Source organism: Paenibacillus yanchengensis (genome assembly GCF_042684845.1).
GTDB classification, from domain to species: Bacteria; Bacillota; Bacilli; order Paenibacillales; family Paenibacillaceae; genus Pristimantibacillus; species Pristimantibacillus yanchengensis.
The window spans coordinates 117,017-130,149 of the sequence record NZ_JBHUMH010000010.1 but is presented as its reverse complement, the minus strand read 5'-3'; the positions used below and the strand labels follow the sequence as shown (position 1 = coordinate 130,149).

Here is a 13,133-nt window from a genome sequence, read left to right as displayed (position 1 = left end):
GGGTGGTCAAGTGAAGCGCAAAAATAAAGTGTATTTGTTGTGGACGTTAATTTTCGTCGTTGTAATGTGTGTAGGGTGGTTCAGTTTGTATACACTACACAGTTATCGTTCCAACGTATCTAAGCAACTTTCAGAGAAAAATAATCAGTTATTAGAAGAAACGTCAATCGATCTACAACAGATGATGAATGAGCAATCTTGGCGCATATGGGAACGAGAAAACCAAACATTTTTAACGCATACGCAACAGGCAGTTTTGTTATTTCAAAATAATGAAATGGCGATTTATGTAGCTAATAATGAGTTGTATTATGTCACCATAGATGCGGGGCAAACTATTTTATCATCACCAGTGACATTATTTGCATGGGAAAAGGACACTGCGGCACAAGCTTGGGTCAATGGGGAATATTTAGTTATTGGGGGCAAAGCTTCAGAAGAGATTGTGAAGGAAGATGAACAATTGGATCAAGGCATTTGGATAACAATTAAATTAGATATAGAGCCTGAGCTGGTTAGTGAAAATATTCGCAACTATTATCCAGAGCAAATATGGAATGCTACCTTTCTAGAAGGTACCGATTCCCTTCTTTTTCAAATGAAGTTTGATCATAAAAAGTATTTGCGAACCATTATTCATGATCCTCAAGTAGCAGAGTGGCTATATGCAGATTCGCACTTGTTGGAAGAATGGATGGTTGAGTCAGCAGCTCAAACAAAGGATGTTCGTCTTTTGGCAGCGACTACTCGGTATACACTTACTGATAATCAGCAGGTGTTAGTATATGAAGATGGTCAAAGTACTTTTTTACAACAAAATAATATCATTCGTAAGTATGAACAGTTTCAATTAGCCAATGCCTCCAGCATATCTCGTTATGATCAATCGGTTACTTTATTAGGACATTTTAAACGAACGACGGGAGAACAACTTCATATTATTTTTGGAGATGAATTATACTTCCCTTATGAGCCACGATTAATGAAGGGCGAATGGTTTATGTTGCCTACTTTTAATTTTATTCAAATGAATGAACAATATATACACGTCTTAAACTATGAAGCAGGACTTCAGTTGGATAGTCTATCGCCGACTTATAAACGGATAGCTATGGATGGTGTTCGATATGTAGGACAACAAGGGAGTCTAGCCATATTTCATCCTAACTTAGAAGTTGCTCAAAATGACGGAGCAGAAATGTATGCTAATTTGTTAGATCTGGCAAATAGTTCTGAAACATCAATTCGACCTTTATTGGCTACCAAAATAGCCGAACCGCAGATAAAAAAAGTGTCAATGGAAGGAATGCCACAGGAATGGAGTCAACATCCGATTGCCGATAGTCCACTTACTCATGATTTCAGTGATGAAAATGCTAACGATGAAATTCCCGAAGCAATACTATCCGCCATCAATGAGACTTTTCGACCATCCGATTATAGCTTTTCCAAAGCGATAAGAAGATTGGATAAAGAATGGTATGTACTGTATGAACAGCAGCTATATCAGTACAATAACGATACACTAGAGGAAGTGACCCGTTTACCCATCACTATACTATCCACTATAGGTGAGGCAGTCGGTGGATATGGAGCCAAAGATTATTTGAAACATAAGGAACACTGGTACATTGCTGATACAGAAGGGAATCGAGTCATACAGTTAAATGAGCAATGGAAAGTGTTAGCTACACTCGAAACGAATAAACCAAGTAAACTTACAAAGTATAAAGATCAATTAAAGATTACGGGGTTAACAACAGAAACTATAGTTGACTGGAACTTAAACGTACAAAGTTCGCAGCAACAATCATATACTACTGCAAAATTAAATGGTGAGCTGCACGGGTTCAAACATGGCGAATGGTGGGAAGATAAAGAACAGGGTAGAATATGGTACTATATCCAAGGCTACTTACATCAATTCAATACAAATACACAACAACACAGGGAAATTTATATTGGTCATCTGCATAATAACTTAGCCCAAGCACATATTTGGCTTGCTGGTGAACAAGTAATGGTCATGTTGGATCAGCAGCTACATCGTTTTGAACGAAATGGTATTTATATTGATACTATTTATTACCCTAGATCCAATCCTGACGGTATATATGATACCAATGTCGAAGGTGAAGGAACAATGGTTTGGGATGAAGAGACGAATATTGTTTATATCGTCCAAGGCTATCGTATACTAGCCATTTCATTGACAACCGGAGGAGTCACCGACATATTTAACCAAAACTATGCTGATATAGGAACCATTCAATTAGTGAACAATAACATAAGTTTTATGCTGCGTAGTTATATAGAAGAGAGATACCTTATTCGATTACCTCACGATGATCAACCTGACCTATCCTTTTACACTGAAATAGTGGAAATAGACAAAGTTACATTAGACCAATCGAGATATGTAGTAGAAGGATATTCCAATCAATTGTTATGGACCGAATTAGAAGTAGCTACCCCCATTTTTGTAATGCCAACAATACAATAATAGAAAAGGTAATAGCAGCATTATAATAGAAACTAAATGAAATCATAAAAAATTAAAAGAAGCTAAATGAAACTAAAAGAAATTATTAGCAATTACAGAAAATTATCGAATCACTAGAAACCTTTATCCTCTCACTTGCGTACTAAATCATAGTATTTCAGGAGTAATTGATAAAATATACTATTTAATGGAGGCGTGTAATGATGTTAATAACAACAACTGCAACAATTGAAGGATATCCAATTAAACAATACATGGGCATAGCTACTGGTGAAGTAATTATGGGAGCTAATGTGATGCGTGACTTTATGGCATCTATAACTGATTTCGTTGGTGGCAGATCTGGTGCTTACGAAAGCAAACTTAAAGAAGCTAGAGATGCTGCTTTTTCAGAAATGAAAGAGCAAGCATCCATAATGGGTGGCAATGCAATAGTAGGTATTGATATCGACTATGAAGTTATCCGTGATGGTATGTTAATGGTTGCTGTAAGTGGCACAGCAGTTGTTATATAGTTGAAAATTGTTCACAAGGGATGCGCAACTAGGTATTAATCATTAATCCTAGTGCTTATCCCTTTTTTTGTATGGCTGAAAGCATAACTATCTTATTTCTTCCTTTATTAGCGTATCCCATTCGCTCAGTAGTTTAGTAGATGAGTAGATGAGTAGATGAGTAGCCAATCGTTTAATATCTCAGCAGCTTAGTAGCTTATTCGTTTAATGTTCAATAGACTAGTAACTTGATCGTGTAAAATCTCAGCAGCTTAGTAGTTTATTCGTTTAATGTTCAATAGACTAGTAACTTGATCGTGTAAAATCTCAGTAGCTTAATAGCTCCATCACTAAATATTTCAATGGCTTAGTAGATGATATTTAGTAAGTATATTTAGTAAGTAATCTGGGAATCTGGGGGAAAGGTTTTATTTAATTAGTTTACTGAAATGGCTATGTTGTGTAGTTCGTGTTTTATAGATCATGCTGAGTTTTGATAACTGATGGAATATAGATGCTTTGTGAATAGTAGCATTATAGTAAAAACTCATCTCATCAAAATAAAATTGAAGATATTTGTTTTTGATTGTACCGTACGTTTGATTAAAGCGGCGCATCATATAGTCAAATGCTTTTTGTACTGCTCGTTTTTGGCGATACTTCATTCGAGGCGCATGTATAATGTTATCTTTTGGAAAGTAATTTTCAAAATGCATTTGTTTGAATGCTTGCACATAAGGCGAAGACACATTAGCACCGCCAACCATGTGTGCAGGTGGAATAAGTTTTAATTTGATACCAGTGACTATTGGATCTGTTGAGGAAGTTAAGTTAGAAATGATCGACAAAGTTTGAGTATAAGTACTAGTATTATAGGTATTAGCATGAGCGAAACTAGCTGTCGGATTGTATGTTCGAGTATGGATAGGTCGATGATTAAGATTATAAGTGTGGTCAAGAATAGGTTTGCGATTGTCATTAGCATTATCAAGAACAGAAATATGATTACGAGTAAACACATATGTAGGAGTGTTGGAATCAGAGTGAGTTGATTTATATGATTGGAAATTTGGTCTATTCATCTCAAACCCGATCATAACGGGCATATGCTGTGGTGCACGCTCAAACATAATCCCACATGTATGCAGTGGCGTTACCGATTGGTAGGACTCCGTATTCTGAACTTCTTCAAGGGAATTTCTTTTCAAATTATGATCGTCGGGCTTGCCTAACAAATTAAAAGAAATTGCACAGCTAATAGCTTGTCGAATTTTCCGGTGTAGTGCCCACGCTGTTTTGTAGTTCACTTGTAGTAGCAAATGAAGTTGATACGCATTGACTCCAATTTGATCTAAGGACAGGAAAAAGAAAGCCATTAACCATTTTCGGAGGGATAAGCGAGTTTGTTCCATTATTGTATTTGCTGTTAAAGTTGTTTGATGATTACAACAGTGACATTGATATATGGGCATTCTTCTTGTCAATATTTCGGTATAATTAGCATAGTTACATTTCGGGCAACGAAAACCATCGGGCCATTTTTGGTAGTATAAGTAAGTGTAGCATGCATTGTCGTCAGGAAATTGTTGTGAAAAATGCCTCCACTGTGCAAGTAGTTCTTCTTTAAGTGGATATTCATACAAATGAAAGCGATCACGAATATATGGAACTCGAAATAAAATGGATAAAATTAAGTCTTCGTTTTTTTGATTCATCGTTATCTCCTCCTTGTCTTCGTTTATTCAAAAAAGAGTTAAAGATAGCTTGTAGTTGGCTACATGTTCCGGTAAGTTAATGGATCTGTATCTAATTTAGTTACGTAAATGTGCGTAAGGATGTGTAGAGGTGCAAATATGCTAAAATAAACGAAATTAATTACAGGAACAAATGTTCTTATATAACTAATTATACCGAACATATGATCTCTTGTCAATGGTGTGGTGCTATTTAAAGTAGTTTTTTGTATAAGTTATTTTTGGGAATAAATGGTGCTGAGCGAAGTGGATACGGTAATAATGAAGGAAAACAAGACACGGAGTTGTCTCGAACCATAAATTAACAGAAGGAAAAAAAGAGGCGGGAAATATATTACATTTAGCGGAGAAGGAGTGGAATATCATTAAAGGAAAAACGACATGAAGTGACATATTTGTGGTAAAATAGAGCTGAAGTTGTTACTGATTATTTTGGCCTTTGGATGGTGATGTTCGTGAGACTATGGTTGAAATCAATTATTGTTATTATATTTAGTTTATTTCTCTCTACAGTAGCCTCGCTCCCTCCAGTTCAGGCAGGTTTTTTTGATCGTGTCAAAGATATTTATCAAGCACCTGAAAAGATTAAGGAAATAACAGAGGAATATGATGCTTCACGTCAAAAACTTGAGGAAGAGCTAACTAAGCAAGAAGGTCGATTAAATGAAATGAAAGAGAGTAATGAGTATTATCGTGCGCAGACGGAATTATTGGCAGCTGAAAATGAAAATTTGATGCTTAAGATGGAGAAGATTGAGCAGGATCGAAAAAAGTTATATCAAAATTTGGTCATTATATTTAGTTCCATTATAGGAGTTTTTGTACTATATGCATTAGCTATTCGAGTATGGCGTCTTACTGTATGGATAAAACAAGGACGTGTGCAGAATAGGAGGAAAAAACTACGATGAAAATTGTAGCGCCGCCTCCAATAGGGCATGTGTATGTAAGTTTGGAAGAGGAAGAGAAATTACATGTACTTCATTCTAAATCGATTATCGCTTATCAAGGCTCCCCAAATGGTCGAGAAGATAAATGGATGGATATTGGTGGTCTTTATCGCAAAAAGAAGTGGATACGTACGTTGCTGACTGCTCCATGTTCATTTGTTCTTGGCTTGCCGGCTGGTTTTTCACTAGAAGCTATTGAAGTTCCGGAACATAGTAATTTGTTGTTTGATTTTCGTCATGTTGTTTTTTTTACGGATGGCATGCAGTTTCGTAGTAAAATTTTGAAGCTAAAAACTGCTTGGATTACACGAGAATTGGTTCGGATTAAATTTTCTGGTCCTGGTAAGTTGGGCATTATTTCTGTCGGCGATATTGTTTCGATGCAACTAGATCCGGAAATTCCATTATATATTGATGCTAGTGCTCTAGTAGCTTATCCTGATAATGCTGCTATTCGTTTATCGGTCTATGGTAATTCGTTAGCGAGTCAAAGTATGAATGTACAATGGGAAATTCTTGGAAGTGGACCAGTGCTTATTCAAACAGGATCTAGAGATCGACAACTTGAAACGAAATTGACAGAAGACGGTTGGATTAAACGAATTCTTCGTGAAGTGCTACCATTTGGCAGTGTTTATATTAAATGAGCAGCTGACCGTTATACTTTAACAGTCTGCTGCTTTTTTTTGTAATGAAGCTTGTAGTATTGATTGATCAGCTGATCTAGTTGTTGTGATTTACGTTGCATTTCTAGTTCATGTATACAATATCGGTTGGACAATGAATTTAATTCTGTCCGCATGATCTCGATTCTTTCTTTCAAGTCTAAGCTCTCCTTAGTGTCTAGTTTTAGTCATATTTAAAATTACACATATATTTATTTCATACAATGATCGGTGACTAATAATAGCGCTATCGACTGTCTGTACATACAATTTAGGAGGTCTAGGAAAATTATACCCAAAAATAACGAAAACGACAACTATAACATTATTTTTGTCGTTATAACGACTCCAAATAAATTCCCTATATTCTACACTTAGTTTAGAGGTGTGGAGATGGAAAAACTAATACCGCTTATCGGCGCAAATATCAGGCTATATCGGCTAACTAAAGGTTGGACGCAGGAACAATTAGCAGAAGCAATTGGTTCTACAGGCTCATATATTGGTCAATTGGAACGTGGCGAGAAAAATTTTAGAATTGAAACAATTATTAAAATTGCAGATGCGCTCGAAATCGATACCTATGCACTATTGGAAAACATTAATGGGGAGTATTTGTATCAAAAGACGTGGGTGTGGGCTAGTTTAACGCTAATATTAAAACAAAACGAAGCCGTACAACGGAAAATTTATCGGGTGCTTAATGAAATGCTGCAAGATGAAGAAAAGTAACAGTCTTTTTTAGACTGTTACTTTTTTTAATATTATAAGCTGCTCATCGTATAGCTTTTGTAGCCGCCAGTTAAATTACGGACGTTGAATCCATGTTGGCTTAAAATACGAGATGCTGTGTATCCACGTAAACCGACTTGGCAATATACCCAAATTTCTTTGTTTTTATCTAGCTCGTCTAGTCGATCACGTAATTCATCAACAGGTATCGAAATAGACCCTGCAATATGCCCTCTGTCATGTTCCTCTTTTGTCCGAACATCTACTAGTACAGTTTCATCAATTGGACGCTCAGCAAGTTCATTTGCTACAAATACACGTAACCGATCTGCCAAAATGTTATGACCAATATATCCGGCCATATTTACGGGGTCTTTGGCTGATGAATATGGCGGAGCGTAGCAAAGCTCTAGTTCCGTTAGATCAGTAACGGATGCTCCGAAGCGAATAGCAGTAGCGATAACATCGATCCGTTTATCTACGCCATCTTTGCCAAATGCTTGTGCTCCTAATAGTTTTCCTTGCTCATCAAAGATAACTTTAAGGGCGATTGGAGAAGCATCTGGATAATATGTTGCGTGTGATGCTGGATGTAAATGAATAACGTGATAAGGAATAGCTAGCTGTTGCAATGCTCTTTCGTTCAAACCAGTTGCTGCTCCTGTCAGATCGAATAATTTTATTATAGAAGATCCTTGTGTTCCTTTGTAGGTCGAAGATAAACCAGCAATATTGTCAGCGACGATGCGACCTTGTTTGTTAGCAGGTCCCGCCAACGGTATGGCAGTTGCTGTATTACTTACAAAATGAGTAACTTCAATCGCATCACCGACGGCATATATATTAGCGATATTTGTTTCCATAGCATCATTTACTAAAATATGCCCTCTAGTTCCTAATGCGATATTAGATTCTTTTAGAAATGCGGTATCTGGTTGTACGCCGATGGCAAGAATAACGAGATCAGTTGTAATGGCTGTACCATTTTTTAAATGTACATTAATTTGCTCATTGTTATTATCTTCTTGTTTAAGATGTTCGAAAGAAGCTACTGCGTTACCAAGCTCTAATTGAATGCCATGATTCATTAATTCTTGTTCAGCATAAGCGATCATGTCTGTATCATATGGTGCCAAAATGTGTGGTGCTGCTTCTACTACAGTAACATCGATATTTAGTTCTCGCAGATTTTCTGCCATCTCAATACCGATGAACCCTCCGCCAACAACTACAGCATGCTGAATCGTTTGTTCATTTACTAAAGCTTTCATCCGATCTGTATCCGCAATGTTGCGTAGAGAAGTAATTTTAGGATGGTGAATCCCTTCAATAGGTGGCATTAAAGGTTTCGCTCCAGGAGACAGTACTAGATAGTCATAAGATTCTTCGTAATCTCCTCGATCTTTGCTGCGCACTGTAATGGACTTTGTATCACTATGGATAGCTACTACTTCACTGAAAATACGTACATCAATGTTAAACCGCTGTTTCATCGCTTGTGGTGTTTGCACCAGAAGTTTGGAGCGATCTGTAATTGTATCACCGATATAGTATGGCAAGCCGCAGTTAGCAAAAGAAATATGTTCATCACGTTCAAATAATACGATCTCTGCTTGTTCGTCTAGTCGACGTAGTCTTGCAGCAGCAGATGCTCCGCCCGCTACGCCACCAACAATTAATATTTTTTTACTCATCTTAAGTCCTCCTATAGTGTAAAGTTGACGCGGTGTCATTTTTTCGTTATATTTATACCCAGGGGGGTATTCATGATTTTATTATACGCTATTTTAACCCATTTGCCAATATTATAAATGATGAGGAGTAGATAATGTGAGTGAAATTCAAGCAAATAAAATAATAAACTGTGAAGGAATGGCATGTCCAATGCCGTTAGTCCAAACAAAAAAAGCGATGAACGAACTACAAGATGGGATGGTCTTAGCCATTCGAGCAACGGATAGAGGTTCTCTGGCAGATTTGCCACGCTGGGCACAAGGAACAGGACACCAATATATAGCTGTGGAAGAAAGTAATGGTGTGTGGGAACATTATATTCGCAAAGGTTCAGTTGCATCGCCATCAACATCATCGGTTGAGCAAAGCACTGTTTCATCGTCTGCAACGACAAAGGCTGCGCAAATAGGGACGGCAACCGAAATACAAACGATTAGCAATGAGCAATTACAACAAAAAATCCAATCAGGGCAAAAATTACACATTTTAGACGTACGAGAAGAAGATGAATATGCTGCTGGTCATATTCCAGGTGCTCAATTTTTTCCGTTAAGTGAATTAGCAGATCGAGTAGATCAACTTGATCCATCGATGGACTACATTGTTATATGTCAAGCAGGTGGTAGAAGTAGTCGTGCTTGTAACTATTTAGTGGAGCAAGGTGTAACGAACGTAGTCAATGCTGTGGAAGGAATGGGTAGTTGGGCATTCGAACAACAAAAATAGTAATATAGTTTGCTTGATTGAAAAGCGAGCCAGTCATCATTTTAAGTGTCCTCTTTGTAAAGGGCATTTAAATAATGAGCTGGCTTTTTTCGAATGGACTTAAACATGTACAGCTAACTTCGTGTGAAGAAATAGCTGCTCTAGTTCAATCGCTTGAATTTGCTGTAGCAGTAATGTCCACTTCGGTACGCTAGCAATAGCATTGCTGCTTTGTTGTACGAGATCCGTTAGCAATGCACTAGAAAAATGCCCCGCTTTGAATTGCAAAAGAATTTGTTTGACCTGCGAATTATCCTCTATAAATGTCCATTCCGCAAAATCTGTATGTAGTAATGATTGTGCCACTAATCGTGCCACTTTATCTGAAATTGGATGTGGCATTGCTTGTCTAAACCAATATTTTGCATTAGGATAGTCGCCCTCCATCCGATGCATAATTCCGTGCCAATAGGCGCCTGTTCGGTCATGTTCAATTTGTTGTGCGTAAGAATGAGATAGATCCAAATCATCGTTCAAGAGATGCAAAGCGGCGATAAGTGTTAAGCCAGCAGTGTCATGACGATAGGAGTGAAGCTGTTCGATCTGCTGTTGTAATGTATTACTCCAAATGGTGGAAGGAGTTAGTGGCACATGATATTGGCGTTCTACCAGTTGCGCAATAATAGTTTCTACACTGACCTTATCATTTATATTCATAGGATCGCTCCTTTCTAAATATCTGTAGTATATCATACTCTACTTTTTTGATTTGTTAAAAACAAAATTAAGCTGTAATGGCAACAAAAAGTGTAGAAATGATGCTTACGAAATTATGAAACTATAATAAAAAATGAATACAATGGTAATATAGGTCTAAAAGACTACAAAAAATAAGAACGAATAATCCGAAATACCGATTAGGAAGTCTAATTTGCAGTAATTTGAAAAAAAGGGCGGCAGTTAAATTTTGTTAGACGGTTACATATGTACGCGAGTGGTACGAATGTATTATTCAGCAATCGTTTAGAACGAATGAAGAGCTTGTTTCATATGATAATTATGTAAGTTAGAAGGGGTATATGCGTCAAGTGAGGGTAGTTTGGATGAAATGATAGTAAGAGGTTGGCATTTCTGTTTGTTAAACATCATAAGTATTTGGAAAAGCAGGAAAAAATCGTAACATAGACGAGATGTTTGTAAAAAGTGTAGGTGTGAAGCAAACAGATAAGTAGTATAGCTGAGACGAGCTAAGCTGAATAGACTAGTGAAGAAGGTGACGATTTTGTATGGAACAGTGGAATAAATCAAAAGTTTTGATCATAGATGACCAGGAGTGTCAAAATAAGTTACTGGAAAAAATACTGCAACAATTAGGCTTTAAACATATTTACTTTACAATAGATCCGATCAAAACTAAACATTTAATTACAGCTACTCAGCCGGATATTATATTGATCGGCTTTCATATGCTCCATAAAGATGGTATTGATCTGTTGAATGAAGTTAACGAGTATACAGAGAAAGAGCCTTATTTGCCTGTGCTATGTTTAGTCGATTCTATTACACCTTCTACCAAACAAACTTTGCTAGAAACAGGGATGCACGATTTTATTTATCGACCTTATGATTCTATTGAAGTAAAATTGCGTATGAGTAGTTTATTGCAAGTAAGACGTTTACAAGTTATGCTGCAACAAAATAGTAATCATGTGGAAGAGAGAGTGCAGCAGCGTACAGAAGAACTACAATTAGCAAAAATAGAAATTTTAAGTTTACTTGGTAGAGCGGCAGAGTTTCGAGATGACCGTACAGGTGAGCACACACAGCGCGTCGGCTGGCTTTCTGGAAAAATTGCTGAGCGGCTTGGGCTGAAGGAGTCAATCGTAGAAATGATTGCAGTTGCAGCACCACTGCATGACATCGGAAAAATTGGTATACCGGATGCTATTTTACTTAAACCAGGTAGCTTTAACAAAGAAGAATTTGAAATTATGAAAACCCATACTACGATCGGTTATCGGATTTTAGAAGGAACTTCCTTCAGCATTCTGCATATGGCAGGTATTATTGCAAAGTATCATCACGAAAAATGGGATGGCACGGGATATCCATATGGCTTAAAAGGCGAGGAGATACCATTGCCTGCACGTATTGTTGCTTTGGCAGACTTCTATGACGCGTTAACACACGAACGACCATATAAACGGGCTTGGACACCAGAAGAAACGATTGAAGAAGTGCTACAACAAAAAGGCAAGCATTTTGATCCGCAAGTTGTTGAAGCATTTCATAAATTATTTTATGAAGAAGATTTAAGCAAGATGCTAACCAATAACATTCATGTTGGATAAAATAGTAAGACCCATAGAGTGAAGCTTGAAAAAGTTATCTCTTGTGGGTCATATTTTATTTCGGCTTGAAAAAGCGCTTACGAAGTAGTATGTTTAGAAAATGTAGAAGTAGCAATAAAAAAGGGGGAAGTAATGGTGGAGCAGGTAAGAGTTGGTTTTATCGGTACTGGTGGGATGGCAAGACACCATATGGATATATTAACGAAAATAGATGCTGTAAAAATAACAGCTGTCTATGATTTAAATAAATCATCGGCAGAAGAAGTTGCTAGCCAGTATGGGGCACAATCGTTTAATGATGAATTGCAATTGCTTGATTCTGGACTTATCGATGCATTATACATATGTACACCGCCGTCTACTAGAGGGACGATTGAAATTCAAGCAGCAGCAAGAGGATTACATTTATTATCTGAAAAACCAGTTGGTCTACAAATGGAAACGGTTAATCAAGTGCGGGCAGCTATTGACCAAGCGGGTATTATTAATAGTTCAGGCTATTGTTTGCGCTATCAGCAAAATGTACAGAAAGCAAAGCAATATTTGGCGGATAAACAAGTCAATATGGTAGTAGGTTACCGCATCGGTAGTTTGCCACCGGCAAAGTGGTTTGCTCAAATGCATATGTCGGGTGGACAATTAGTCGAGCAGTCTACTCATCAAGTGGACATTATTCGTTATATTATAGGGGACTTTGCGGAAGCGAAGGCGGTTTATGCTCAGCGGAGCATTCGTCAAATAGATTCGGAAGCGACGATACCGGATGTTGGTGTAGTATCGTTTACGATGCAATCTGGAGCAATAGGCTCGTTTATTAATTCTTGTGTATCGAACTATCATGGACGTAGTGATATTGAAGTATATGGTCCAGATTACTATTTGAAAATAGATGGTGGCACGTTAATTATCCGTGATGCTCATCAACAGCTGGAGGAAACATATCAGACCGATTATTATGCGGAGCAAAGTAAAGCGTTTGTTGCAGCCGTTCGTGCGAATAATCAACGCTTAGTATTGGGAAGTTACGGTGATGCCGCAGATACGTTAGCCGCTACTTTAGCTTTCAATCAAGCTGCAGAGCAGCGGGAACCAGTGAAGATTTAATCGAATAGTACTGTCTACTTTTGTTGTGCTAGTGGGAACTCGACGACAAGCGTAGGCAGTTTTTTTGTTACGTGGTTATGATATAATAAACGTAATATTTTTGCGGTTACACCAATTGGGCAAAAGAAGGAGAATGGCGTT

12 protein-coding genes are annotated in these 13,133 nt (G+C 37.4%); 8 read left to right on the top strand and 4 right to left on the bottom strand.

Features of this window, described 5'->3' with window-relative positions:
* Positions 1 to 10 precede the first annotated feature (10 nt).
* Positions 11 to 2,503 carry a hypothetical protein gene (locus ACFSTH_RS02955; protein WP_377769697.1) on the top strand — a complete coding sequence of 831 codons (2,493 nt, stop codon included), beginning with the start codon at positions 11 to 13 and terminating at the stop codon, positions 2,501 to 2,503.
* 203 nt (positions 2,504 to 2,706) lie between these two features.
* A complete protein-coding gene (locus tag ACFSTH_RS02950) occupies positions 2,707 to 3,018 on the top strand; it encodes a YbjQ family protein (protein WP_377769816.1) in 312 nt (103 codons plus the stop codon).
* Positions 3,019 to 3,425: 407 nt separating this feature from the next.
* Here ACFSTH_RS02950 and ACFSTH_RS02945 read toward each other — a convergent pair whose 3' ends face one another.
* Positions 3,426 to 4,712: a transposase gene (locus ACFSTH_RS02945; protein WP_377769698.1), complete on the bottom strand. Its 1,287-nt coding sequence runs from the start codon at positions 4,710 to 4,712 to the stop codon at positions 3,426 to 3,428.
* A 494-nt stretch (positions 4,713 to 5,206) separates the two neighbouring features.
* Between ACFSTH_RS02945 and ACFSTH_RS02940 the strand changes: the two genes are divergently transcribed.
* Positions 5,207 to 5,662, top strand: coding sequence for a hypothetical protein (locus ACFSTH_RS02940; RefSeq protein ID WP_377769699.1), 456 nt, complete (start codon positions 5,207 to 5,209; stop codon positions 5,660 to 5,662).
* Entirely contained in the window at positions 5,659 to 6,348 is a 690-nt protein-coding gene (locus tag ACFSTH_RS02935; RefSeq protein ID WP_377769700.1) for an AIM24 family protein, read from the top strand. The genes ACFSTH_RS02940 and ACFSTH_RS02935 overlap by 4 nt, the downstream gene beginning before the upstream one ends.
* Before the next feature lie 11 nt (positions 6,349 to 6,359).
* Here ACFSTH_RS02935 and ACFSTH_RS02930 read toward each other — a convergent pair whose 3' ends face one another.
* Entirely contained in the window at positions 6,360 to 6,524 is a 165-nt protein-coding gene (locus ACFSTH_RS02930; protein ID WP_377769701.1) for a Spo0E family sporulation regulatory protein-aspartic acid phosphatase, read from the bottom strand.
* A gap of 235 nt (positions 6,525 to 6,759) precedes the next feature.
* Here ACFSTH_RS02930 and ACFSTH_RS02925 point away from each other — a divergent pair, with 235 nt between their 5' ends.
* A complete protein-coding gene (locus ACFSTH_RS02925; RefSeq protein ID WP_377769702.1) occupies positions 6,760 to 7,098 on the top strand; it encodes a helix-turn-helix domain-containing protein in 339 nt (112 codons plus the stop codon).
* Between the two features lie 32 nt (positions 7,099 to 7,130).
* On the opposite strand, the gene ACFSTH_RS02920 is transcribed toward ACFSTH_RS02925, so the two are convergent.
* Positions 7,131 to 8,792, bottom strand: coding sequence for a CoA-disulfide reductase (locus ACFSTH_RS02920; RefSeq protein ID WP_377769703.1), 1,662 nt, complete (start codon positions 8,790 to 8,792; stop codon positions 7,131 to 7,133).
* Positions 8,793 to 8,928: 136 nt separating this feature from the next.
* On the opposite strand from ACFSTH_RS02920, the gene ACFSTH_RS02915 reads away from it, so the two are divergent.
* Complete coding sequence (locus ACFSTH_RS02915) at positions 8,929 to 9,558, top strand: sulfurtransferase TusA family protein (protein WP_377769704.1); 630 nt, start codon at positions 8,929 to 8,931, stop codon at positions 9,556 to 9,558.
* A 99-nt stretch (positions 9,559 to 9,657) separates the two neighbouring features.
* Here ACFSTH_RS02915 and ACFSTH_RS02910 read toward each other — a convergent pair whose 3' ends face one another.
* Positions 9,658 to 10,254, bottom strand: a complete 597-nt coding sequence (locus ACFSTH_RS02910; RefSeq protein ID WP_377769705.1) for a hypothetical protein — start codon at positions 10,252 to 10,254, stop codon at positions 9,658 to 9,660.
* A gap of 569 nt (positions 10,255 to 10,823) precedes the next feature.
* Between ACFSTH_RS02910 and ACFSTH_RS02905 the strand changes: the two genes are divergently transcribed.
* A complete protein-coding gene (locus ACFSTH_RS02905; protein ID WP_377769706.1) occupies positions 10,824 to 11,888 on the top strand; it encodes an HD domain-containing phosphohydrolase in 1,065 nt (354 codons plus the stop codon).
* A 132-nt stretch (positions 11,889 to 12,020) separates the two neighbouring features.
* Positions 12,021 to 12,992, top strand: coding sequence for a Gfo/Idh/MocA family protein (locus tag ACFSTH_RS02900; protein WP_377769707.1), 972 nt, complete (start codon positions 12,021 to 12,023; stop codon positions 12,990 to 12,992).
* Positions 12,993 to 13,133: the final 141 nt, after the last annotated feature.